22 protein-coding genes are annotated in these 23,539 nt (G+C 52.2%); 6 read left to right on the forward strand and 16 right to left on the reverse strand.

All coding sequences use genetic code 11. The features are described 5' to 3' along the window. Window positions 1–4: 4 nt before the first annotated feature. The 4 genes from hisH to G3M78_14770 are packed head-to-tail and all read right to left on the reverse strand — an operon-like array spanning window position 5 to window position 4,027. Window positions 5–634, reverse strand: coding sequence for an imidazole glycerol phosphate synthase subunit HisH (gene hisH, locus G3M78_14755; GenBank protein ID QPJ66594.1), 630 nt, complete (start codon window positions 632–634; stop codon window positions 5–7). Next, window positions 635–1,222: an imidazoleglycerol-phosphate dehydratase HisB gene (hisB, locus tag G3M78_14760; protein ID QPJ66595.1), complete on the reverse strand. Its 588-nt coding sequence runs from the start codon at window positions 1,220–1,222 to the stop codon at window positions 635–637. It abuts the gene before it with no gap. A gap of 18 nt (window positions 1,223–1,240) precedes the next feature. After that, complete coding sequence (gene dxs / locus G3M78_14765; protein ID QPJ66596.1) at window positions 1,241–3,229, reverse strand: 1-deoxy-D-xylulose-5-phosphate synthase; 1,989 nt, start codon at window positions 3,227–3,229, stop codon at window positions 1,241–1,243. 12 nt (window positions 3,230–3,241) lie between these two features. Continuing rightward, complete coding sequence (locus tag G3M78_14770) at window positions 3,242–4,027, reverse strand: polyprenyl synthetase family protein (GenBank protein QPJ66872.1); 786 nt, start codon at window positions 4,025–4,027, stop codon at window positions 3,242–3,244. A gap of 529 nt (window positions 4,028–4,556) precedes the next feature. Here G3M78_14770 and G3M78_14775 point away from each other — a divergent pair. Both G3M78_14775 and G3M78_14780 read left to right on the forward strand, forming a co-directional pair. Further along, window positions 4,557–5,882 (forward strand): sodium:proton antiporter, encoded by a 1,326-nt coding sequence (locus G3M78_14775; GenBank protein QPJ66597.1) that lies wholly within the window; start codon window positions 4,557–4,559, stop codon window positions 5,880–5,882. A gap of 11 nt (window positions 5,883–5,893) precedes the next feature. Beyond that, the gene (locus G3M78_14780; GenBank protein ID QPJ66598.1) at window positions 5,894–6,079 is read left to right on the forward strand and encodes a CPXCG motif-containing cysteine-rich protein; all 186 of its coding nucleotides are present in this window, start codon (window positions 5,894–5,896) and stop codon (window positions 6,077–6,079) included. Here G3M78_14780 and G3M78_14785 read toward each other — a convergent pair. Together G3M78_14785 and G3M78_14790 are read right to left on the reverse strand one after the other, a co-directional pair. Continuing rightward, the gene (locus G3M78_14785) at window positions 6,076–6,399 is read right to left on the reverse strand and encodes a GIY-YIG nuclease family protein (GenBank protein QPJ66599.1); all 324 of its coding nucleotides are present in this window, start codon (window positions 6,397–6,399) and stop codon (window positions 6,076–6,078) included. The genes G3M78_14780 and G3M78_14785 overlap by 4 nt on opposite strands. Next, window positions 6,374–7,117 carry a ComF family protein gene (locus G3M78_14790; protein QPJ66600.1) on the reverse strand — a complete coding sequence of 248 codons (744 nt, stop codon included), beginning with the start codon at window positions 7,115–7,117 and terminating at the stop codon, window positions 6,374–6,376. The genes G3M78_14785 and G3M78_14790 overlap by 26 nt, the downstream gene beginning before the upstream one ends. A gap of 110 nt (window positions 7,118–7,227) precedes the next feature. Between G3M78_14790 and G3M78_14795 the strand changes: the two genes are divergently transcribed. From G3M78_14795 to tgt, 3 genes are all read left to right on the forward strand, one after another. Next, window positions 7,228–8,430, forward strand: a complete 1,203-nt coding sequence (locus G3M78_14795; GenBank protein QPJ66873.1) for an acetylornithine transaminase — start codon at window positions 7,228–7,230, stop codon at window positions 8,428–8,430. Between the two features lie 16 nt (window positions 8,431–8,446). Further along, entirely contained in the window at window positions 8,447–9,355 is a 909-nt protein-coding gene (gene argF / locus G3M78_14800; protein QPJ66601.1) for an ornithine carbamoyltransferase, read from the forward strand. A gap of 1,610 nt (window positions 9,356–10,965) precedes the next feature. Continuing rightward, window positions 10,966–12,219, forward strand: a complete 1,254-nt coding sequence (tgt, locus tag G3M78_14805) for a tRNA guanosine(34) transglycosylase Tgt (GenBank protein QPJ66602.1) — start codon at window positions 10,966–10,968, stop codon at window positions 12,217–12,219. Here the strand turns inward: tgt and G3M78_14810 are convergent. Both G3M78_14810 and G3M78_14815 read right to left on the reverse strand, forming a co-directional pair. Further along, window positions 12,216–12,575, reverse strand: a complete 360-nt coding sequence (locus G3M78_14810) for a hypothetical protein (GenBank protein ID QPJ66603.1) — start codon at window positions 12,573–12,575, stop codon at window positions 12,216–12,218. The genes tgt and G3M78_14810 overlap by 4 nt on opposite strands. Window positions 12,576–12,587: 12 nt before the next feature. Further along, window positions 12,588–13,469, reverse strand: a complete 882-nt coding sequence (locus G3M78_14815; GenBank protein ID QPJ66604.1) for a class I SAM-dependent methyltransferase — start codon at window positions 13,467–13,469, stop codon at window positions 12,588–12,590. A gap of 89 nt (window positions 13,470–13,558) precedes the next feature. On the opposite strand from G3M78_14815, the gene G3M78_14820 reads away from it, so the two are divergent. Continuing rightward, window positions 13,559–14,053, forward strand: coding sequence for a hypothetical protein (locus G3M78_14820; protein QPJ66605.1), 495 nt, complete (start codon window positions 13,559–13,561; stop codon window positions 14,051–14,053). A gap of 349 nt (window positions 14,054–14,402) precedes the next feature. Here G3M78_14820 and sfsA read toward each other — a convergent pair whose 3' ends face one another. The 8 genes from sfsA to nuoG are packed head-to-tail and all read right to left on the reverse strand — an operon-like array spanning window position 14,403 to window position 23,521. Then, entirely contained in the window at window positions 14,403–15,092 is a 690-nt protein-coding gene (sfsA, locus tag G3M78_14825; GenBank protein QPJ66606.1) for a DNA/RNA nuclease SfsA, read from the reverse strand. 28 nt (window positions 15,093–15,120) lie between these two features. Then, window positions 15,121–16,641, reverse strand: a complete 1,521-nt coding sequence (locus G3M78_14830) for an NADH-quinone oxidoreductase subunit M (protein ID QPJ66607.1) — start codon at window positions 16,639–16,641, stop codon at window positions 15,121–15,123. Window positions 16,642–16,665: 24 nt separating this feature from the next. Then, the gene (gene nuoL / locus G3M78_14835; protein QPJ66608.1) at window positions 16,666–18,534 is read right to left on the reverse strand and encodes an NADH-quinone oxidoreductase subunit L; all 1,869 of its coding nucleotides are present in this window, start codon (window positions 18,532–18,534) and stop codon (window positions 16,666–16,668) included. A gap of 4 nt (window positions 18,535–18,538) precedes the next feature. Beyond that, the gene (gene nuoK / locus G3M78_14840; GenBank protein ID QPJ66609.1) at window positions 18,539–18,838 is read right to left on the reverse strand and encodes an NADH-quinone oxidoreductase subunit NuoK; all 300 of its coding nucleotides are present in this window, start codon (window positions 18,836–18,838) and stop codon (window positions 18,539–18,541) included. Then, window positions 18,838–19,404, reverse strand: a complete 567-nt coding sequence (locus G3M78_14845; protein QPJ66610.1) for an NADH-quinone oxidoreductase subunit J — start codon at window positions 19,402–19,404, stop codon at window positions 18,838–18,840. The genes nuoK and G3M78_14845 overlap by 1 nt, the downstream gene beginning before the upstream one ends. Before the next feature lie 58 nt (window positions 19,405–19,462). Continuing rightward, window positions 19,463–19,957, reverse strand: a complete 495-nt coding sequence (locus G3M78_14850; protein QPJ66611.1) for an NADH-quinone oxidoreductase subunit I — start codon at window positions 19,955–19,957, stop codon at window positions 19,463–19,465. A 15-nt stretch (window positions 19,958–19,972) separates the two neighbouring features. Then, on the reverse strand, window positions 19,973–21,010 hold the full coding sequence (gene nuoH / locus G3M78_14855; GenBank protein ID QPJ66612.1) for an NADH-quinone oxidoreductase subunit NuoH: 1,038 nt from the start codon (window positions 21,008–21,010) through the stop codon (window positions 19,973–19,975). Between the two features lie 30 nt (window positions 21,011–21,040). Then, on the reverse strand, window positions 21,041–23,521 hold the full coding sequence (gene nuoG / locus G3M78_14860) for an NADH-quinone oxidoreductase subunit NuoG (protein QPJ66613.1): 2,481 nt from the start codon (window positions 23,519–23,521) through the stop codon (window positions 21,041–21,043). Window positions 23,522–23,539 lie beyond the last annotated feature (18 nt).

The raw sequence follows: 23,539 nt of genomic DNA on the forward strand, positions 1-23,539 counted from the left end.
GCGACTATTGAAGTTTTGAAAAGTTTTTCAGAAGGGCCAGACCTTGTTGCTGACTTTTCTCAGGGTGGAACTGAAAGGCGTGGATGTTTTCATGGAAGACTGCAGAAACAAAATCTCCTCCATAAGGAGTTATGCCGCTCACCACATCAGAATTTTCTGGAGCGACATAATAGGAGTGAACGAAATAAAAATAGGAATCGTTGGGAATGCCCTCAAACAGCGGATCATTTTTTTTAAATTGAACCGTGTTCCATCCCATATGAGGCACTTTCATTTTCTCGTCGCCGCTCTGGGTCGCCTCGTCGAATTTGAAACGCCGGGTGTTGCCGGGAAAAATATCCAGCCCGGAAACCGTTCCAAATTCTTCGCTCTGACTGAATAACAATTGCAGTCCCAGACAAATACCGAGAAAAGGCTTTCCCGTTTGAATGAATTTTTTGGGAATTTCAGAGAGACCGTATTTTTCAAGATTGTCCATACAATCCTTGAACGCGCCGACGCCTGGCAAGACAGCGGACTGAGCGCCCAGTATTTCCGAGGGATCGCGGGTGACGATCGCTGTGGCGCCTACGGCTTCCAAAGCTTTCTGGACTGACCGCAGATTGCCCATACCGTAATCAATTACGGCGATCATTCAAAGCTTGCCTTTAGTGGATGGAACCGTAGCGGAGCGAGAATCAAGCGAAGAGGCCGCGTCAAGCGCGCGCGCCAATGATTTGAACAAGGCCTCCACAATGTGGTGAAGGTTCTCCCAGTAGGGAGAATTCAAATGCAGGGTGATGTTGCTGTTCGCCGAAAAGGCCTGGAAAAATTCAGCGGCCAATTCCACATCGAAATCGCCGATTTTGGCTTTCGGGAGATCAACGTTGAACACAAAAAAGCTACGACCGCTGATATCGACAACGCATTGCGCCAAAGCCTCATTCAAAGGCACCTGCACGTCGGCAAATCTGCGGATGCCTTTCTTATCGCCCAGAGCTTCAGCAAAGGCCTCGCCCAGGGTGATGCCAACATCCTCAACAGTGTGGTGAAAGTCGATGTGCAGATCGCCCACCGCTTTTACTTTAAGGTCAAAATACCCATGCCGCGCAATCTGCGCCAGCATGTGATCGAAGAAGGGAATCCCGGTGTCAATTTCAGACGCGCCGGTACCGTCCAGATCGATACTGATCTGGATGTCCGTTTCCTTGGTAGCCCGCTCGATGCGGGAAGTTCTGCCCATTAACTGTTGATCCGGAATTTAGTTTACGGTCTTGGCCGCGGTTGGATATTTTTTTGAACCATTGCCTTCGTGAGCGCCTTTGCCATTTCCTTGAAACTTGCGCGCACCGTTCTTCCCGGCTTTAGATTCAATCGGGATTTTCATAAAGGTTGAAACCGTTTCGGTGATGCCTTCAACATCCAGCTTCAGATTCTTGCGAATGATTTGCGGCGCCCCATGCTCGATGACGGCGTCTTCCACCCCAATGCATTTCACAGCAGGCATGTCCATATCGCTTTCATGCAAGGCTTCCAACACGGCGGAACCGAAACCGCCCATGACGGAATGCTCTTCAATCGTGACCAGGTGGCCCGTCAATTCGGCGTATTTCAAAATCAATTCCTTATCGACCGGTTTGGCGAAGCGCGCGTTGATCAAGGCGACCGAAAGGCCTCTCGCTTCCAGCGCTTCAGCGGCTTCCACCGCAACGGGAACCATATGCCCGAAGGCGAAGATAGCAACGTCCTTGCCGTCTTTCAGGACTTCTCCCTTGCCAATTTCCAGCACATCTATCTGCGCGTCCAAAGGACGTCCCAATCCGGAACCGCGCGGATACCTCAAGGCGGCGGGACCTTCATGATAAATGCAGGTTTTAAGCATGTGCCGCAATTCATTTTCGTCTTTCGGAGCCATGATCACCATATTGGGCAGGGTGCGCAAATAAGCGACATCATAAAGACCCTGATGCGTCGCGCCGTCTTCCCCAACAATTCCAGCCCGATCCATGGCAAAGGTCACCGACAGATTCATCAGGCAGATATCATGCACGACCTGATCGTAAGCCCGTTGCAAGAACGTGGAATAGATAGCGGCGACGGGTCGGAACCCTTCAATCGCAAGCGCGCCTGCAAAAGACACGGCATGTTGCTCCGCCATACCAACGTCGAAAGTGCGCTCGGGAAAGACCTTGCCAAAATCGCTGATCCCCGTTCCATCCGGCATCGCGGCGGTGATGCCGATAATCGTTTCATCCTCTTTCGCCATTTCGATCAGCGCATCGGAAAAAACGGAGGTGTAAGCCGGGTTTGATTTCTTCTTTATGAATTCTCCCGTAGCGATGTCGAAAGGTTTCGCGCCATGCCATATATCCGCCTTCTCTTCCGCAACGTCATAACCTTTTCCCTTGCGGGTGATGACATGAATCAGCGTCGGTCCCTTACGGTCCTTGACGTTCTCCATGCATTGAATCAATTGATCCACGTTATGACCATCGACCGGCCCGACATAGTGGAATCCCAGGTCTTCAAACAAACGACCGGGTATGAAAATACCCTTAATCGTTTCATCCAGACGATGCGCATAATGAGAAATTTCCTTGCCGATGCCAGGAATCGCAAGAAGCAATTGATCGATTTCTCTTTTGATCTTGCTCATGACCTGGCCGGTCATGATCTGGCTCAGATGCGCCGACATGCCGCCGACGTTTTCCGAGATAGACATTTCGTTATCATTGAGGATAACGATCACGTCGCTCTGCGCGTGTCCCGTGTAGTTCAATCCTTCAAAAGCCATTCCCGACGTCATCGAACCGTCGCCGATCACCGCGATCACCGCATTGTCTTCCTTCTTCAGATCACGCGCCTGCGCAAAAGCGATTGCCGCAGTAATGGAGGTGCCGCCATGACCGCAATTCCAGTGGTCGTGCTCGCTCTCCTCGCGCCGGGTGAAGCCGCTCAACCCCTTATACTGCCGCAGGGTTCCAAACCGGTCCTTACGACCCGTGAGCATTTTATGGACATACGACTGGTGCCCGACATCCCACACAAACTTATCCACCGGGGAATTGAATACATAATGCATCGCAATCGTCAGTTCCACCACGCCAAGATTGGATGAGAGATGCCCGCCTGTCTTGGAAATGGATTCCAGCAAGGTCGAACGAATCTCTGCCGCCAACTGGGGCAATTGCTCCGGCGTTAATTTCTTCAGGTCTTCCGGGCTTTGTATATTATCTAAAAGCTTATTCATGGGATCAACCAATCAATAAGATCTTTGAACAAAAAATTGAGCAATCTCCCTTAACGGATCTGCTCGTTGATCAAAAATGTTCAAGCAAGCGATGCTTTCATCTGCCAGCAACTGCGCTCGCCTCTTCGACTCCTCCAACCCGTAAAGAGCCGGGTAAGTCGCCTTCTGGTTATCTATGTCGCTTCCAACGTCTTTTCCTAACGTTTCCTGATCGCTGACGATGTCAAGAATATCATCAACGATCTGAAAAGCCAGTCCTATATGCGCCCCGTAACGGGACAGCGCATCCAACTGATCGGGCTGAGCTTCGCTGAGCATTGCGCCGCAACGGATGCAGGCCTTAAACAGAAATCCTGTCTTATAAATATGTATGTATTCCAGCGTGTCAGGGTCAACAGGCTTCCCTTCAGATTCCAAATCCACAACCTGGCCACCAATGGTTCCCGCGCTTCCGATCGCATGCGCCATTTCATTCGCCGCACGCAATATAGCCTCGCTGGGGATGGAGTCCATCAAAACCGAATGGGTCATCAAATGGAAAGCTTTGGTTAGCAGGGCATCCCCGGCCAAAATAGCAATGGCCTCCCCAAAAACCTTGTGATTCGTAGGCTTCCCTCGCCGCAAATCATCGTTATCTAAAGCGGGAAGGTCGTCGTGGATCAGGGTATAAGTGTGTACAAGTTCAGCGGCAACCGCAAAAGGCAGGACTTTATGCCGGTCTCCCCCAACGGCCTCAGCCGCCGCTATGACTAGAATGGGCCGTAACCGCTTTCCTCCCGCCATCATGCTGTAATGCATCGAGCGGTGGATACTTTCAGGAAATCCCGATTCGCTTGGCAAAAACTCTTGAATCGCGTTGTCGATAAGTTGTTTGCCTTCAGCAAAATATTCGTTTATCGACACACTATTTCGTTCTTCAACAGGGTTCTATACAAGCGGTCATCTTGGGCCATAACTAATGTGATACTAACACAAAAAATTTGCCAGTCAAATTATTTTACCGACCACATAAGTCTCAAACCCTTTATTTTTTATACGCTTCTCTTCCTTTTCAAAACCGCGCGCAAAGGCAAAATAGAGCCCGGCTTATCAATAAGTGAAACTCAGTCCATCTCGAAACGCCACAGGACTCCAATCACCCAGCACATCCCATCCCGATTAGCTCATTATTGGATATAAACCGACGCCGAATATCTAGAAAAAATAGCTTCGGCTCGCTGAATATCTTTGATTTTACTAAACTTTGTCATTATCATGGATATTCATTTACCTTCGTTTAGATTCGCAAACTTAAAGCGACTAGAGTCATTGGTGGGAAAGGATACTTATGGGACAACTCGTAAATACCTGGGTCGGTCATCTTTCGGTCATCTGTTTTTTATTGGCTTACACCCTGGTCATATTTGAAGAAAAATTTCATCTAAGAAAATCCAAGCCGGTTATCTTGATCGGCTGCTTCATGTGGATGCTGATCGGCATCTACGAAATGGGGCAAGAAGGCGCTCACGCGCATGACTTTGTTAAAGAATTGATTGCAGAAATTGGAGAATTGTTCTTCTTCCTCCTCGTAGCAATGACCTATATCAATACCTTGGACGAACGCAATGTCTTCAAAGTGCTACGAGCCTGGTTGCTGAAAAAAGGGTTCGGATTTCGAAAATTATTTTGGGCGACCGGAATCATCACCTTCCTGCTTTCTCCATTGGCCGACAACCTGACCAGCGCACTGCTGATGTCTACTGTCGCCCTGGCCTGTAGCGGCGGAAATCGCGCCTTCATTGTGCCGGCTTTCGTCAACATTGTGGTCGCCGCAAATGCCGGCGGCGCATGGAGTCCCTTTGGCGATATCACAACGCTGATGGTATGGACCGCAGGCAAAGTGCCCACCATGGAGTTCAGTTACCTTGTGATCCCTTCAATCATCAACTGGATCATTCCCGCCGGGATCATGTACTTCTTCATACCCGACGAACATCCGCCTGCATCCGACGAAAAGGTTATTATGCAAGCGGGCGCAAAAGTCATCATTGCGTTGGGCATTTTGACCATCGCAACGGCAGTCAGCTTTCACCAGTTCCTGCACCTGCCTCCCTTCATGGGCATGATGCTTGGCTTGGGCATGCTCATGTTCTATGGATATTATTTAAAAAGATGGGGCGAGGATGCATTTATAAAATCCATGGGAATCAAAGAAGACCGACGGTCGCGTCCGCGTTTTGACATTTTCCAGAAAGTGGAGAAGGTCGAATTCGACACCTTGCTGTTTTTCTTCGGCGTCCTGACAGCCGTTGGCGCCTTGCAGTACCTGGGGCATCTGGCTCTTATCAGCAATATGCTATATGGCACAATCGGAGCGACGGCTTCCAACGTCGTCGTCGGCGTCTTGTCGGCCATTGTCGATAATATTCCCGTCATGTACGCGGTCCTTAAAATGGATCCGGCGATGGGTCTCGACCAGTGGTTGCTCATCACTCTCACTGCGGGCACGGGAGGCAGTTTGCTGTCGGTCGGTTCTGCGGCGGGAGTCGCCGTCATGGGTGTAGACCGCAACAATTACACGTTCATGTCGCATTTGAAATGGGCGCCCGTGATTGCGCTAGGCTATATTGCCAGCATTGCGGCCTGGTATTTCGTGACAATGGGATTGAGATAAACGCGCACGATATGACAGATCAGGTGGAACATTTCTTTGTATGCCCTTGTTGCGGCGAGGAAATTTCCATATTGATTGATCTGTCTGTCGGCAATCAATCCTATGTAGAAGACTGCGAAGTGTGTTGCCGCCCGCTGGAAATCACGGCGCAAACCTTCGGCAACGGAGAAGTGAATGTCCAGGCTCGGCCCAGTTAGCGGCTTCTATCAGCCGCTTGCTGAACCAGCTTCAATTTATCGGCGCGCTTCATTTTCTTGATTTGCGCTTCACGAATGGACGCTTCGCTTCGCGTTGCAAACAGCTCACGATAAACGATTCGCACCGGGGGCGAAGTTCGAAAGAACTTCGCCCCTTTTTTTCCAGACCGATGTTCGTCCAAGCGGCGCTCCGGGTCGATTGCGATACCCGCATACAGTTTGCCCGACTCCGTTTCCACCATATACACCGTCCAGTCTCCTTCCCTCTGTTTCACACTCACTCCCCTGTTCCGGTCACGCCCGCGCCAACGTAAAAACATACACCGAAGCGCAACCTGCAGACTTCAAGGTCTTCGCAACTTCATTGACTGTGGCGCCCGTCGTGTAAACATCGTCAACCAACAAAATATTTCGTCCCTTGATCGCATCCCCATCCAGCGCTTGAAATGCGCCGCGAACGTTTTTCATCCGCTCCGTTCTGTTTTTCTTTGCCTGCGACGCTGTGTCCCGGATTTTGACAACCCACTCATTCGCCAGAGGCAATCCATAATAATGCGCAAGCGCTCGAGCGATTAAAAATGCCTGATCGAACTGGCGTTCCTTCAATTTATTTTTATGAAGCGGCACGGACACGATATGAAAATTTTCCAGGGTCGCCCCGTCGTATGGCATCGACCTTCGCATCAAGGATTCCAGTTCAGACACAGCGCCCCTCTGCGGACGATACTTATAAAAATGCATCAACTTTTTCAAAACCGCGTCGTAACGGCCCCAGGATCGCGCCCGGTCAAAATGACAAGGGCGACGCCGACAGGCCCCGCACTCAAAATTCTCGCGCGGGTAGTCGTAAGACATTTCCGCCGGGGCGCCGCACACGCCGCAAACCGGGCCGTCTATACAAAGGATGTCTTCTTCACACGCCAGACACAAAAAGGAACCGCCGCCGCGCCGGTCGCCTTCACAGTAAATGCAGGATTGCGGAAACACCAGTTGAGTCAGTTTTTCACGAACAGACTGCGCAACGCTCTTCAAACTCAAATCCCTTCCCTTCGCAGATGGTTTCAACTCATTGATAAATTTAAAAATTAAGAGAGAAATTTCACCTGAATTATGATAGGTTGACTGTTTTCCAAACGCTCGTGAATAAAATGAAATTTCGCAACAATAACGAAGTCGCGCAAGCAACAAAAAAACACGTCGCCGAAACCTACGGACGTTACCCCATTGCCCTGGTTCGAGGCGAGGGCACGGAAGTATGGGACCGGTCCGGCAATCGCTATCTCGACTTCGTCGCCGGACTCGCCGTCAACAATCTCGGCCATTGTCATCCCGCCGTCGTGAAAGCAATTCGACTTCAAGCGGGACAACTCATTCACGTCTCTAATTTATATCATATTGAGCCGCAGTCTCTCCTCGCGGAAGAACTGACGCGTAAATGTTTTGCCGATAAATTCTTTTTCTGTAATAGCGGAACCGAAGCGAATGAAGCCGCCATCAAGCTGGCGCGCAAGTATTTCTATGACCGCGGGGAAAAACGACGGGAAATCATCACCCTCAGCCAATCGTTCCACGGCCGAACCATGGCCTCGCTTTCGGCCACCGCGCAAAAAAAATTCCAGAAGGGCTTTGCGCCACTTCTTCCCGGCTTCAAGTACGTAGAGTTCAATAATCTGCGCGCATTGAAAAAGGCCATGTCGACAAAAACATGCGCCGTGCTCATTGAACCGGTGCAAGGCGAAGGCGGCGTCAATATCGCGGACAAGGCTTACATGAAAGCCGTCAAACAACTGTGCCGAAAAACCGGCGCCTTGTTGATTTTTGATGAAGTGCAAACTGCATTTGGGCGCACCGGAACCCTGTTCGCCTACGAACATTTCGGCGTCAAACCCGACATCATCACTCTCGCGAAAGCCCTCGGCGGCGGTTTCCCCATCGGGGCGATGGGAGCGACCAGCAAGGTCATGCAGTCATTCGTACCGGGAACCCACGCCGCCACGTTCGGAGGCAACCCGCTTGCTTGCGCGGCGGCTCTCGCTTCTTTGAAAGTTGTCTCGCAGAAGCGAACCCTGAACCACGTCAAAAGCATGGGTAATTATTTTATTAAAAAGTTAAATGCGCTGGCAAAGAAATATCCCGTCATCGTCAATGTTCGAGGCATGGGTTTGATGGTCGCCGCCGAGTTGAGCGGGCCGGGCGCTAAAATTGTGGACGACTGCATGAAGCAAGGTTTTCTAATCAATTGCATTCAGGGCAACACCCTGCGCTTCATCCCCCCTCTCACCGTCACCCAGAAACAAATCAATCAAGTGATCGGCGCCCTGGATCACAGTTTTGAGCGATACGGATCTTAATCAAGGAGACGCTTCCATGAAGCGCGATTTTCTCGTGATCGAGGATTTGAACCGTCAGGAAATTCTTGACCTCTTCAAACGAACGGTCGAACTCAAGAAGGATCGACAAAAGAACATTCCCCACCCGACCCTGAAGGGAAAATCGCTGGGGATGATCTTTTATAAAAACTCGACGCGAACCCGAATTTCTTTTGAAGTTGGCATGTTTGAACTGGGCGGTCAGGCCCTGTACCTGACCAGCGAACAGTTGCAACTGGAACGGGGAGAGACGATTGAGGACTCGGCGCGCGTTCTATCGCGTTATTTGCATGGCATCATGATACGCACCTATGATTTCAAACTGGTCGAACAACTTGCAAAACACGCCAGCATTCCCGTCATCAACGGACTCACCGACAAGAACCACCCCATACAGGTCTTGTGCGATTTATTCACGATCCAGGAACGGCTTGGAAAAATCGAAGGCTTCACCCTGACTTATGTCGGCGACGACAACAATATGTCCTATTCCTGGATGGAAGCCGCCGCGCTCCTTGACTTTCAACTGCGACTGGCGCTTCCCGAGAATTGCTCCGAAGGACGCATGACAGAGCTGGCCTCTCGCGACAATATCCAGTTCTTCACCGATCCGGCAGAAGCCGCAAAGGACGCCGATATCCTCTACACAGACGTCTGGGTGAGCATGGGGGCGGAAGACGAAGCGGACGAGAAAAGAAAATCCTTGAAAGCCTACCAGATCAATCAGAAACTCATCGACCTGGCCAAGCCAAACGCTCTGGTCATGCACTGCCTCCCCGCCCACCGGGGCGAGGAGATCACAGGCGACGCGCTGGACGGCGAGAACTCGATTGTCTTCGACCAGGCGGAGAATCGATTGCATCTCCAAAAGGCCCTGCTCGAAAAGTTGTTATCCGCATCCCAATAGCGCTATCATTCAGATAGCGTTAAAAAAAACAACTTTTTAGATGGGGACGTAGTTTATGGAGCTTCGCTTCATTCAATCGCATCGCCGCTTTACCGCCCTGAGCTTATTTTTTGTCTCCGCGCTTTGCCTCCTCCCCTCTTTCGCATTCTCCCAAACGACAGCGTCTGAACCTGAAAAACTGGAAGCCCTTCGTCGGCATTTACATGCCAGCGCCATCGAGATTCAAAATCTGCAAGATGCGATCAAGGAATTAAAAAACCAGTCCGATTCAGAAGAGTCTCAACTACTGGCAAAGGAACTTGAAAATCAAAAAAACCGAATGGAGGAAGACTTTGATTCTCTCGCCACCGGACTGGCGGGGGATGGCGGTTCACAAAAAAGACAACGCCCGGACTGGATCAAGGAACTGGAGGACCTGACCCTCCCACTTCTCCGCTCCGTTCGCGAACTAACCGAAAAGCCGCGAAAGATAGACAATCTCAAACACGAGATCAAGGTTCTGGAAGAACAGCTCCCGCTCTACGAAAGGGTCCATGAGCGCATCACGATGCTGATCGAATTGGAAAAACAATTTCCTTCGGAACCCGAATCAAGCTCGGATGAGTACTTAAAAGAATTGCAATCTCTGCTACAAGAGTTCAATCCTGAGCTGATCGAGATCAATCTGGAAAAAAACAAAGCGAACCTCGAATACATTCTGTCCTCCGGCGGCTCTCTCTTTGAAAACGTTTCCAGTCAGGTCGAACATTTTTTCAAAAATCGCGGACGCAATCTGTTTGTCACTGCCGCAAGTTTTATCGGAATCTGGTGGCTCCTGTCGCGTCTGCGCAGATGGGCGACCACCACAAGATTGCTCAAGGAACTGAGCCCCAGCTTTCATAAAATTTTCGCCGCCGCCTACAATATGTTCGCGCTGGGTATTTGTTTCGCCGCCGCTCTGGCTTGTCTGTTTTTCTTCAACGACTGGCTCCTCATCAGCATCCTCGTCATCCTGCTTTTTCTGGCTTTCTGGACCAGCCGGCAGTGGATCCCAAAATTTCTCAATGAGATCAAATTCATTCTCAATCTGGGAACGGTGCGCGAAGGCGAACGCATGATCTGGCAGGGCATACCCTGGCGCGTCAGAGATATCGGCCTCTACGCCACGCTGGTCAATGATCGCTTGCAGGGTGGCGTTATCAAACTTCAAGTCGGCGAATTGATCGGCAGGCATTCAAGGGAAATTGTGGAGGGCGAACCCTGGTTCCCCACGCTTGCAGGCGACTGGGTCGTCCTCTCCGACGGCGCCTACGGTCAGGTTGAAAGCCAGACGCTCGAACAGGTGGTGCTGAAACTGAAAGGCGCGTCTCTCAAATATTATTCAACCAGTCATTTCCTGACAACCAATCCGATCAATCTTTCCTCCGGATTTCGTTATTGCATCGACTTTCGAATGGACGTCAAAACGCTTTCCGAAGCGGTTCTCGAAACGCCCGCGCTGATTAAAAAAGAATTGACCGCCAAACTTGCAAAACATTTTGAAGGTTCTCTACCCGATTTCCTTGATATTGACGTACAATACGACCACGCGGACGCGCACTCGCTTCATCTGGCGATTCTCATCGCCGTGGATGGACGTTGCGCAGGTTTCCGTGAAGAGTATCAGAGGGAAATACAATCAGCGCTCGCGCAAATTTGCGTTGAGAACCAAATCGTCATTCCCTTTGAACGCCTGTCCGTCAACCTCATGGAAGCCAGCGTACAACGCCCGCCAGAATCCTGATAGAGCTGTGATCGATTTTCAGATAATCAAGACTCATAAACATTCGCGCGCGCGACTCGGCAGAATCACGACGCCGCGCGGCGTCATCGACACGCCCGCCTTCATGCCCGTCGGCACGCAGGCGACCGTCAAGGCCCTCACGCCGGAAGATTTGATCGACTGCGGCTCGCAGATCATTCTGGGAAACACCTACCATCTCTATCTAAGGCCGGGGCATGAGTTGATCGCCGACATGAAAGGCTTGCACAAATTCATGAATTGGCAACGCCCCATCCTGACCGACAGCGGCGGTTTTCAGATTTTCAGTTTGAACAGTCTGGTAAAGATCAGCGAAGAGGGCGCCGCTTTTCAGTCGCACATCGACGGCTCGCGCCATTTCATCTCGCCGGAGAAGGCGATTGAAATCCAGCAAGCCCTTGGCTCCGACATCATGATGACTCTCGATGAACCGACGCCGCATAACGCGGAAAAATCACAGGCCGAAAAATCGCTTCAACTTTCTTTGCGCTGGGCCAAACGCTGTCGCGCCGCTCATCCGGTCGAAGAAACGCAAAGTCTGTTTGGAATCGTTCAGGGGGGAATGTTCAAGGACCTGCGTCGCGCCAGCGTGGAGGGCACCGTCGACATTGGCTTCGCCGGTTACGCGATTGGCGGACTCAGCGTGGGTGAGGAAAAAGACTTGATGTACGAGATCGCAGACCACACGGCGCCCCTGCTTCCCGACGACCGCCCGCGCTACCTCATGGGCGTGGGCACGCCGGAAGACCTCATGCAATGCAGTTCGATGGGGATTGACATGTTCGATTGCGTCATGCCAACGCGCAATGCTCGCAACGGCTCGCTGTTCACCCGCAACGGCAAGCTCAACATCAAGAACGCGCAGTACCTGAGAGACGACGGCCCGGTCGACCCGACCTGCTCCTGCTACACCTGTAAAAACTATTCCCGCGCCTACTTACGGCATTTGTTCCAATGCAACGAAATTCTGGCTATGCGCCTGAACACCCTTCACAACATCGCGTTTTATCAAAACTGGATGAAAGACATACGCCATGCCATTGAAGAAAACCGGCCCTTTGACCTGCCGCAATCGCTCGGCTAATCTGGCGGTTCCAGAATTCCCTTGATCTTAAACTCGTTCACAAAATAGCCGGAACGAGGCGGAATCGCGGCCTGCACCGCCCCTTTCAAGATTTCCAGATTCTCGCCATCCAAAAGTTCCAGCATGCGATTGAATTGCGCTTCAGGAAAATACATCGTGATATTCAATTTCGCCGTCTTGTAAACGAATTGATAGCCCGAACGCATGGGATTGTTGCGGATGGGTTTGTATTCAACATGACCCTCGGTGAGCAAAGGCGCCAATTCATCCCACACGCCTCCTGTTCCCTTCAAATTGGATCGCGTTCTGGAAAGCAACTCCGACGGCTCCAATAACTCGTAGGTGTAACTTGGCATCGACTCCCCTTCTCAAGCTTCTTTCGGTTTATCCGCCGCCATGGCAAGGAATAACGGGATTTCCTGACGCGCTCTGTTTTCCGCTTTCGCGCGTTTTCCCGGCTGACTTTTTTTGTTCGACGCCCACTCTTCGAAACGGGAGACTTGAAGCCCCGCGCCCAGCAAGGCGTCAAAATAACTGTGCAAAGGTCGGTGATAAGTCCAGGTGTAAGGCCCTTCCGTACGCATCGGCGGAGTGAAAATAGGAATCGAGGTCTCCGTCAGATAAAGATCGACGCGGCGATACTCGAGCTTCTTCTCCTCGTCCCAGCCCCAGTGGCTCTGCCGGGGAATACGAAATCCCGGATGCATCATCACCATGACGAAACGGCCGCCGGGAACCAGCCAGCGGCTGATATTGCGAAACACCGGCTCCAGCTGTTCCATATTCTGAACCGCCATCAAACACACGATGCCGTCAAAGGTTTCGCCCTGCAAGGATTTCTCGCCTGCGGCGTCGGCGTTATGAAACGCCAGCGAAGGATGCGACCGCGTCTTCGCGCACTGGATGAGACTGTCCGAAGCGTCCAGACCCGTCACCTTCAAACCCTTCTGAGACAGGAATCTGGAAAACACGCCCTGACCGCAAGCCAGATCCAGAACCTTGCGTCCCTTCTTCATATCGAGCAGACGATAGGCCCCCGGCATGATGATATCGCGTTGATAGTCCGAGCCGTCCTGACCGACCAGAGCGTCGTACCAGCGCGCCGCCTGATCCCAATCCGTCGATTTCTTCTTGGCGGAAGAGCCGCCAGGCCTGCCGTTTCCCTTATTGAAAGGACGGCTTCGCCTTCCCCCCGCTGTCGTCGGCGGTCGCCGAACGCCTTTTCTTCCCGGTTTATTTTTCGTCGCCATCTTGCCGCAAGCCCTTTCCATCCATTATAATCATTCCGGGAACCGCTTCCCTTGAATCCATCCGATCATCATATCACACGGAAGTTACAATGAATCCTCGCAAGCCTTTTTATTTTCCAAAGTCTCGCCTCACCTGTTCCGCCCTGCTCTTCCTGCTCGCGACCCTGTTCAACGCCGGTTGCGCCACGGATATCTTTGAAACGAAACTGCGCGACCTGAACGACGTCATTCAATTGTACAATATAAAAATTGAAGGTCGCGTCGGCGAACAAGCCGTGTTTCTCCTCGACCCGGATTACCGCGAGGCTTACATCGAACGCATTCATGAATTCAATGAGCGCGTCCGCTTCATGGACAGCCATCTGGTCTCGTTGGAGTTTTTAAAAGACGGCGCCAAGGTGGGAGAAAAGAATCGATCCGACGACGAAGCCGAAGGCGAATTCAATGAAGCCATCGCAACCTTCTCTTACCAACTGACCATCTCTCCAAGTTCCACATTGGAGACTCGCTTGCACAAACAAAAATGGGTTTATAAAATGGACAAATGGATGGTTCAGCCAGACTTGGATGAGTTCCTGAAATAAGGATTATTTTCAACTCTTCCTGAAAAATATCCCAATATAAATTCAGATATCCATTCGCATGAAAGCCCAATGAGTTCAATAGCTTGAAATGAATCTCAGTAAATGTCTGCGGAGGAATCCCTTTTTTAAGGGGTGACTTGCTTGCTTTTGTAACTAGAGGGAACCACATTAAAGGAGTAGCTTTTGCCTTTTTCAAATCCCGTCGTTTGAGATGGGTCGCTAAAAAAGGAGAAAAGCCATGTTGCTCCAAATCATGGCGGCAGGGGCCGGGGCCTTGATCGTTGCTTTACTTCTATTGGAAATTTTCAATAACGAATCGATCACCAAACCCTGAACCCTTCACCCACATTCACAATTCAACAGGAATGGCGCGATCCAACGTGACTGTGCTGTTAGTCACCTTGCAATTGTAGGCCAGTAATTGAACGCCTGCTTTCGCGGCGTCGCGCAATGCCTCGCCAAAGCGCGGGTCGACATCGTCCTGCGGGACGACCTTGCACGCATCGGATCGTTGCGAGACAAACAGCGCTCCGGTCTGATAACCCTCGCTCTTCAGCGCGATCAGTTCACGCAGATGCTTGACCCCGCGAAGCGTGGGCGCATCGGGAAACATCCCCACTCCGCCTTCCACCCAGCTGACGGATTTGACTTCCAGGTAAAACGATTCGGAGTCACGCTCCAGCAGAAAATCGAAACGGCTGTCGCCTTGCTTTGCTTCGCGTTTGTAAGATTGATATTTTTTAAACTCGGGAATCTGCTTTTTTTCGAGGGCTTCTTCAACCAGCGCATTGGCAAAGACCGGGTAGGCGCTCACCCAGATCGATCCGTGCCGAACCAGAGCGAGAGTGTAGTCGGTTTTTCTTTTGGGTCCCGGATTGTAGATCAAACGCACCGCGCGTTGCGGAATCATGAGTCCGGGCAAACGCCCCGGGTCAGGAACATGCGCTTCGGTCTCGCGACCATCCACGAGTACGCGAGCCAGATAGCGGTTGGGACGTTCCAGAAAAACGCCGTCAACCAGTGTCTGCCCCAAACGCATTGAATGTCAGGGAAAAGAAAGAAGGGGTCTAGTGGTGTCCGGCGTCTTCGCCGGCGTGCAGATTGACCGTTTTTTCCGCGTGCAAGGCAATCTCCACGGAAGGCCCAACGCGGTCAATGAAAGGTTTCGGGTACAGGCCGATGAACACCGCCAGAATACACGCGGGAAGCAAGACTCCGAACTGCGAGCGGTCAATGTCCTTGATGCCTTCCGGCAGAGTATCGTTGGTCTCCTGCATGGCTCCCTGAAACATATAGAGCATATAGATCGCCGCAAAAACAATGGACAGACAAGCGCCCAGCACAAACACAATGGACAAATCGCTGAGCATGACAGAAGTCCAAACGCCCATCAAAATGAGAAACTCTCCAACGAAACCATTGAGTCCCGGCAAGCCCAGAGCGGACAAGGCCAGCAACAGGAACATGCCGTACAGGATCGGCATGGGATTGCTCAAACCCTTGAGACGGCTCAATTCGCGCGTCCCGGTTTTTTCTTCAATGATGCCGACGATAATAAACAGCGCCGATGCAATGATGCCGTGGTTGAGCATCTGCAAGACGCTTCCTTCCACGCCCTGACCATTGAAGGCAAAAATCCCTAATACGATGAAGCCCAGGTGACTGATGCTGGAATAGGCGACCAGCATCTTGATATCTTTTTGCGATACGGCGATCCATGCTCCGTAAACGATGCCGCCCACCGCGCCCGCCGCGACCGCCAGACCCAACGTTTCAATCGCCGATGGAAACAAGGGCAGACAAAAACGGATCAGGCCGTATGCTCCCGCCTTCGACATGGCCCCGGTGATGAGTATCAACGCGGGAATCGGACAGGAGCGGTAAGCGTGCGGCAACCAGCTGTGCAATGGAAACACGGGAACTTTGATTGCGAAAGCCGTGAAGAAACAAACGAACATCCACAACTGATCCATCGGAGCCAGATGCATGTGCACCAGCGTGCTGATATCAAAAGTCCATTCGTGCGTCGCGTGATAATATTCAAACGACAGGGCCAGAATCGCCACCAGCATGAGCAGACTGCCCGCCAGAGTGAAAATCACAAATTTCGTGGTCGCGTAAATGCGGTCGCCCTCGCCCCACAAACCGATGATGAAATACGAAGGAATCAACATCAATTCCCAGAAAACATAAAAGGCGATGGTGTCCTGAGCGACGAACACGCCAAGGATGCCCGCTTCCAGAGCCAGCATCAACGCCAGGTAATTGCGAAGATTGATCTTTTGCTGTCTCGCGCCCATGACCATGGAAATCACGCCGAGGAAGGAAGTCAGAATGACCATCCACAGGCTGATACCGTCGAGACCAAATTTCAAATTGATGTTTAAAAGCGGAACCCATGAAAACGTCGACTGGAATTGCATCCCCGGGTTTCCGGAATCGAAACCGAACAGCAACGATACGGAAAGGAGAAAACTCAACGCCGCAGCGCCCAAAGCCACCCGGCCCGGCAGAATCGTATTGTCCCGGTTCACCGCCAGCAGGGAGAACGCGGCAATTAAAGGTATGAAAACTATCGATGTCAGCATCTAATTAGGCTCAACAATTCTTCTTTAAAGGAAAACAACAAACAGCAAGGCGACGACCATCCCGCCCACCATGTTCAACGCATACATTCCAACCTTGCCGTTTTGCCACCAACTGATATAGCGGCTGGCTTCCCTCACCTGAGCGGCCGCTTCGTCGACGGCAAAATCTATACCGTTGCGCTCCCCGCGATCTTCAAGGAAAGCGCCGATGGCCTTGACCGGTTTCACGATCAGGAAATCATAAATCTCGTCTACGTAATATTTATGGAACAGAATGTCGTACAGCGGCGCCAAAGCGTTCTTGGCAAATTCCATGCGGTCGCTACTGACCATATAGACCAGTCCAGCGACGAGGATGCCGCCCAATCCCGCAAAGACGGCGATCGTTTCCAGAAGAGCGTCTTCGTGATGCGTTCCATGCCCGCCAAGCGACGGACTCAAAAAGCTGTCGACCCAGGAGCCCAGCCCGCCAGCCATGAGCGCCAGGAACGCCAGAATCAGCAAGGGCGCCACCATCACGCGCGGAGACTCATGCGGATGCGCTTCGGGGGATCGCGATTCGCCGTGAAAAACGTAAAAGAAGAGACGGAAGGTATAAAACGCCGTCATGCCTGCGCTGAAAACCGCCAGCGCCCAGAAAATAATATTGCCCATCTCTGAGTGATAGGAACTCATGATGATCGCTTCTTTACTGAAGAATCCGCTGGTCAGAGGAAATCCCGCCAGGGCAAGCGATCCTATCAAAAAGGTCATGTAGGTGATGGGCATGGTCTTCGACAGTCCGCCCATCTTGCGAATATCCTGCTCGTCGTTCATCGCGTGTATGACGCTTCCCGCTCCCAAAAAGAGCAGGGCTTTAAAGAACGCATGCGTCATCAAATGGAACATGCCAAAGCTGAACATACCCACGCCAACCGCCAGGAACATATAACCCAGCTGGCTCATCGTCGAATAGGCGATGACGCGCTTGATATCGTATTGCACCATGGCGATCGTGCCCGCGAAGGTCGCGGTCACAATGCCGACGGTGGCGATCAGATACATGGTGATCGGCGCCAACTCGAACAAAACATGACAACGCGCTACCAGGTACACGCCCGCTGTGACCATGGTCGCGGCGTGAATGAGCGCGCTGACCGGCGTCGGACCTTCCATCGCGTCCGGCAACCAGGTGTGAAGCGGCAGTTGCGCCGACTTGGCGAACGCGCCCACCAGAAGCAGGAGGGTGATGAGGATCACCGTCATATCATTGGGTAAAAACAATTCGGGAGCAGTCTGGAAGACCTCTACATAATTGAGCGTTCCAAACGATTCAAAGATCATGAACGCGGCGACCAACATGCCGACGTCGCCGATCACGTTCATCACGAAGGCCTTGCGCGCCGCCAGCACGGCGCTCTTGCGATCCCGCCAGAATCCGATCAGCAGATAGGAAGCCAGTCCCACCAGCGCCCAGCCCACGATCAGGAAGAAAAAATCAGCGGCGGCGACTAGCGTACACATCGAAAAAATAAACAGATTCAGGTAAGCGAAAAATCGGGAGAATTCCTTGTCATGCTCCATGTAACCGAGCGAATAAACGTGGATCAGGAATCCAACGCCGGTGACAATGAGGAACATGAAAACGGAAAGCGGATCGACCAGAATGGACATGTTCAGACTGAACGGCCCCGACTGCACCCAGGTGTAGAGCACCTGAACCGCGCCCGAACGGTGGTCCGGCTCGAGGGCGGACAAATCCATCAGCAACAGGATGGAAACCAGAAAAGCCAGTCCAACCGTCGCGCAACCAATCAGACCCGCCAGCTTCTTGGGAATGCATTTCCCAAACCAGCTCAGACCAATAAATCCTGCAAGAGGAAACAATAAAACCAACCAGGCGTAACCGAACAAATTCCTACCCTTTCAATCCGTCGAGGTGATCCACATTGAGGTCGTGGCGCGTCCTGAAAATCGTCAGGATGATGGCGAGTCCCACAACCACTTCCGCCGCCGCAACCGTCATTATCATCAGCGCAAAAATCTGTCCGTCCATGGATTTCAAAATATTGGAGTAACCGATCAACAGCAGGTTGACCGAGTTCAACATCAATTCCACAGACATGAACATGATGAGCGGATTCTTGCGAACCATAAAGCCAAATGCGCCGATACAAAAAATGGTAGCGCTCACCAATAATATGAATTCCTGTCCCATTACGGTCGCCTCCTCAGAGGTTTGTAGGGAAATTTCGCCAGACAAATGATGCCCACTCCCGCTACCAGCAACAGGCAGGAAGCCAGTTCAAAAGGGATCAAATGTTTGGAATACAATTCCAGACCGACCGCTTTGGCGCTCCCGATCTCGGAAAGTTTCTGGGCGTCGTAAACGCCCTCGATCGCCTTGGTCTTGTCAATTCTGGCGGTCAACGCCAACTCGCCCAGCAGGGTTCCGACAAAACTGAGCGCCATGAACTTGTGAAAATCAAATACCTGTTTTTCTTTTTTACCGCCCAGGAGCGCAATGATGAACAGAAACAATATCATCACCGCCCCGGCGTATACGATGATCTGGACTGCGGCGATGAACTCGGCGTTGTAAAGGAGGAACAACATCGCAAGGCAAACCATGTGCCCAATGAGATAAAGAGCGCTATAGATCGGCGACGAACACAACACCACGCCAAGCGCGGCCAATACCGCCGTTGCGCCGACGGCCAACACCACCCCGTCATAGGTCACAGCAAATAGATCGAAACTAAAGAAACCCAAATCGATCAACATATCAACGTCAAACCTTTCCTAAAAACGACAGGGCGAATTTCGCCGCGTCCCACTAAAATCATTGTTCTATCCGGGTTGTGTTCCCGAGAATGTCATGGCTGAACCGGTTCGGTTCCGGGTACACCAGCAAATCTTCTTTTTCCATGATGTAGCTATCGCGATCGTAGTCCGCCAGCTCGTAATGTTCGCGCAAGACCACGGCGTCCACAGGGCAGGCTTCTTCGCAATACCCGCAATAGATGCAACGCAGTAAATTGATCTCATACACCTTGGCGTAACGCTCTCCGGCGGAAACCGGATTGTTCGGGTCATTCTCTTCAGCCACTACATGGATACAGCCGACCGGGCAGTTCGCCGAGCACAGGCTACACCCCACGCAACGTTCCAGACCTTCCTCGTCGCGGTTCAGAAAATGCCGCCCGCGATAACGTTTGGGCATCACCCGTTTAACGTCGGGATACTGAAAGGTCACCGGTTTCGAAACCATGTTTCGAAAGGTCACGCCCATGCCGATGACCAGATTTTTTGCGCCTTCTATCACTTCTCGCAACATAGTATTACCCTCCCGCTACAGAACCTTCAAAGCGGCTTGAAATAATAAATTGAGCACGGCTATCGGAAGCAGAAATTTCCAACCAAAAGTCATCAACCGGTCGTAACGAATTCGTGGAAACGTGGATCGTAACCAGATGAATACGCACAACAGGAAAAGAACCTTGCCGGCAAAGGCCAGAAAGCCGATGATCGGCCCGTCCGGCAAAATATACGCGTTCCAGCCGCCAAGAAACAGGATGGTGATCAACGCGCTCATCGTGACCATGTTGATGTACTCGCCCATGAAAAACATGGCGAATTTCATTCCCGTGTACTCGGTATGAAACCCCGCAACCAGTTCCTGCTCGGCTTCCGGCAGGTCAAACGGCGCGCGATTGGTTTCGGCCACGCCCGCGATAAAGAACAGAAAAAACGCCAGAATCAGCGGCGGATTGAACAGGTTGATGATATTGGGAACCACCGACTGCCGATCCACCATATCGACCAGATTCAAGGAACCGGTGTGAACGATCACGCACAATGCGGCGAGTCCCAGGGTCAATTCATAACTGATCATCTGCGCCGTTGAGCGCAAACCGCCCATCAGCGAATATTTGTTATTGGACGACAAACCCGCCAGCACCATGCCATAGATGCCCATCCCCGAAATAGCGAAGACAAACAAAATGCCGCTATTGATATTGGCCACCCACAATCCGATCTGCTCGCCAAACAATTCAAAAGGCCCCGTCAGGGGAATCGCGGCGAATGCGACAATGGCGGTGAAAACGACAATCGCCGGCGCCAGGTGAAACAGGAACTTGTCCGCAGAACTTTGAATGATGGATTCTTTAAACAGTAATTTGATCGAGTCGGAAATCGGTTGCCCCAGTCCCATCGGGCCTACACGATTGGGGCCCAGGCGAACCTGAAAGCGTCCCATCAGTCGGCGCTCCAGCCAGACCAGAGCGGGCACCACGCCAAGCAGCGCGGCGGCAATGATCACCGCTTTCACGGCTCCCAGCAACAGATACGTATTTTCGTCCAGAAATGTCAGCAGGCTGTCAATCAAGTCGTCACCTTCAATTAATTCAGATTCGCGTCAGCTTTTTCGAATGTCGATCCAGGAAACCCCGTCCGCCGCAACCAGGGAAGAAACGCCCTGTTCGTCGGAAATTTTTTCTACCACAGCGCCGCCCGGATTGCACCGATCTCCCACAGATACCGCCGCGCTCATCTCTCCGCCTGCCGATACAAGAATCACCTCGTCGCCTTCTGCCACGCCCAGCTTCGTCGCGTCGTCCGCATGCAAATGCACGGTCGAATGCCTGAAATGGTGCGCCAGCGGCGATGTCGGATCCAGAATTTTATCGTTCGCAAACAAGTAATGCGCAACCCGCAGTCGCAGTGAACCGGCTTTCGCTTCCGCCGGAGCCGAAGCCGCAATGGCGCCGTCTTCCACGATCTGGGACGGACGATTCGCGCCAATTTTTCTCAGCGCTTTTTTACTGATCGCTTCATAACCGCGAACCTTTGCGGCAATCTCATTGGTCACAGAGAAAGAAGTCTGAAAATCCGTTTCGATGCCCAATTCAGCAGCCATGCCGGAAATCAGTTTCCAGTCCGGAGTGGCGTTTGAATTCAACCCGGCCTTGAGATGCTGTACCCGCGCGCCGATGTTCGTTGTCGTTCCTTCATCGTAACCCGGTCCGGGAGACGGAAGAACCATATGCGCGATGCGCGAGGTTTCCGTCGCCAGCATGTCGTGCACGATCAGACAGTCGAGTTTTTTGAGCGCGTCTTCCACGCGTTTGCCGCCGGGGAAATCCGCCACCGGGTTGGAGCGATACACGAGCAAACCTTTCAGTTCGCCGCTTTCCGCCTTTTCGATCATTTCTATCGCCGACAAACCCGGCTCTAAAGGAGAGTCTTCGCCAAAAATTTTCTTGATTTGATCCGCGTCGTTCAATCCCAAACCGCCGGGATAATAATTCGGTAAAATTCCCATATCCAGCGCGCCGACCGCATTGGTTGCAGGCGCCGCAGGAATCGCGCCGCATTCCATGGTCGGGACTTTTGCGATCACGCGCATCAGGCGTCGCAAGCGCAGTATGGAGTCTCCCGTGAGAGCCGCCGGATTGTACACCAGACACACCTTCATGCCCGTGCGCACCGCTTCCGCCATTTCCTTCAATGCGCTCGCATCGATCGTACATTGCGAGGCGGAGCTGTCCGATCCGACAAGAGCCTCTTCGCCCAATTCTTTGGCGAGAAGCTCCGCCAAAGCGTCGATCGCCGCGCCGTCGCCGCCGACATCGTAGCGAAGTTTCAAATCGGCGAAACGGTCGAGCGCCGTCGACTGATCGTTCAACACCGCAAGACGAACGCCAAAACGCGTCACCGCTTTTTTGATGCGCAAATCCAGAATCGGCAATTCCTCAGACGGGTCCGAGCCAATCAGCAGAACCAGATTGGAGGTCTCCACCTGTTCAAAATCATAATGTTTGATGGGCAGACCCGGCGCGTCCTGATAGGTTTTGAAGTCCAGATTATTGGTTTTCAATCCCTGACGGAACAAGGTCTGGTACAAATACAGGTCTTCATTGCTGGCGTAAGGAGAGCCAATGAAACCAACGCTGGACGGGCCGTGCGCCTCAACCAGCGCTTTCAGCTTTTCGACCGCCATGGAACCCGCTTCCTTGAGTCCAATCACGCGCTCTTCGCCGTTCATACGGCTCGTCGCGTCCACAATACGATTTTTGCTTTCGATGAAGTGATAGCCGAAACGCGCCTTGTCGCAGACCCAGCCGTCGTCCACCGCATCGTTGCAACGCGATTCGATGCGCATGAACTTGTTCAGGCGCGTTCCCATCGTCATATTACAGTTGCAGCCACAGTGCGCGCACAGGGTATCGACGTCCTTGAGTTCCCAGGAGCGCGCCTTGAAACGAAAATCGGTATTGGTCAACGCGCCGACAGGACAGATGTCGATCACGTTGCCGGAAAATTTAGTGTCGTATGGCTGATTGTCGAAGGTACCGACGATATTATTGAAACCGCGGTTCAACATGACCAGCGCCTGTTCGGATTCGATGATATCGCTGTAGCGCGTACAGCGTTGACAGGCGATACAGCGTTCGCGGTCGATGGTGATGACCGGACTCAGCGGCGTGGCCTTGGCGTTGTTCGCGCGATTGAACTCCATGCGCGTGTCGTCGGTCCCATATTCAAAGGTATTATTTTGCAGGGGACATTCGCCGCCCTTGTCGCAGACCGGACAGTCCAGCGGGTGATTGAGAAGCGTGAATTCAAGCACGCCCTTGCGCGCTTTCTCCACTTTCGCCGTGTCCGTTTTGACCACCATGTCCGGCGCAACCGCCAGGGTACAGGCCGTCGTCAGCTTCGGCATTTTCTCAACTTCAACCAGACACATTCGGCAACAGCCAAACGGACCCAGTTTTTCATGGTAGCAAAACACAGGGATGTCTATATCCACCTGCTTGGCGGCGTCGACCACCAGAGTTCCCTTTGGAGCCGATACCGTTTTACCGTCTATCGTCAGAGTGACTTCATCGTTTGCCATGGAATCCCGTCCTGTATG

It is taken from the genome of Candidatus Nitrohelix vancouverensis (assembly GCA_015698305.1).
GTDB lineage: Bacteria > Nitrospinota > Nitrospinia > Nitrospinales > VA-1 > Nitrohelix > Nitrohelix vancouverensis.

Bases quoted from the DNA above. Each gene is read 5' to 3' on its own strand.
- G3M78_14845 (QPJ66610.1), bottom strand. From the start codon at position 19,404: ATGTTGATCGATTTGGGTTTCTTTAGTTTCGATCTATTTGCTGTGACC.
- G3M78_14795 (QPJ66873.1), top strand. From the start codon at position 7,228: ATGAAATTTCGCAACAATAACGAAGTCGCGCAAGCAACAAAAAAACAC.
- G3M78_14785 (QPJ66599.1), bottom strand. From the start codon at position 6,399: ATGTTTTTACGTTGGCGCGGGCGTGACCGGAACAGGGGAGTGAGTGTG.
- argF (QPJ66601.1), top strand. From the start codon at position 8,447: ATGAAGCGCGATTTTCTCGTGATCGAGGATTTGAACCGTCAGGAAATT.
- G3M78_14830 (QPJ66607.1), bottom strand. From the start codon at position 16,641: ATGCTGACATCGATAGTTTTCATACCTTTAATTGCCGCGTTCTCCCTG.
- G3M78_14820 (QPJ66605.1), top strand. From the start codon at position 13,559: ATGAATCCTCGCAAGCCTTTTTATTTTCCAAAGTCTCGCCTCACCTGT.
- G3M78_14775 (QPJ66597.1), top strand. From the start codon at position 4,557: ATGGGACAACTCGTAAATACCTGGGTCGGTCATCTTTCGGTCATCTGT.
- G3M78_14810 (QPJ66603.1), bottom strand. From the start codon at position 12,575: ATGCCAAGTTACACCTACGAGTTATTGGAGCCGTCGGAGTTGCTTTCC.
- G3M78_14780 (QPJ66598.1), top strand. From the start codon at position 5,894: ATGACAGATCAGGTGGAACATTTCTTTGTATGCCCTTGTTGCGGCGAG.
- nuoK (QPJ66609.1), bottom strand. From the start codon at position 18,838: ATGGGACAGGAATTCATATTATTGGTGAGCGCTACCATTTTTTGTATC.
- sfsA (QPJ66606.1), bottom strand. From the start codon at position 15,092: ATGCGTTTGGGGCAGACACTGGTTGACGGCGTTTTTCTGGAACGTCCC.
- hisB (QPJ66595.1), bottom strand. From the start codon at position 1,222: ATGGGCAGAACTTCCCGCATCGAGCGGGCTACCAAGGAAACGGACATC.
- hisH (QPJ66594.1), bottom strand. From the start codon at position 634: ATGATCGCCGTAATTGATTACGGTATGGGCAATCTGCGGTCAGTCCAG.
- dxs (QPJ66596.1), bottom strand. From the start codon at position 3,229: ATGAATAAGCTTTTAGATAATATACAAAGCCCGGAAGACCTGAAGAAA.
- G3M78_14850 (QPJ66611.1), bottom strand. From the start codon at position 19,957: ATGTTGCGAGAAGTGATAGAAGGCGCAAAAAATCTGGTCATCGGCATG.
- nuoG (QPJ66613.1), bottom strand. From the start codon at position 23,521: ATGGCAAACGATGAAGTCACTCTGACGATAGACGGTAAAACGGTATCG.
- tgt (QPJ66602.1), top strand. From the start codon at position 10,966: ATGGACGTTGCGCAGGTTTCCGTGAAGAGTATCAGAGGGAAATACAAT.
- G3M78_14815 (QPJ66604.1), bottom strand. From the start codon at position 13,469: ATGGCGACGAAAAATAAACCGGGAAGAAAAGGCGTTCGGCGACCGCCG.
- G3M78_14770 (QPJ66872.1), bottom strand. From the start codon at position 4,027: ATGCATTACAGCATGATGGCGGGAGGAAAGCGGTTACGGCCCATTCTA.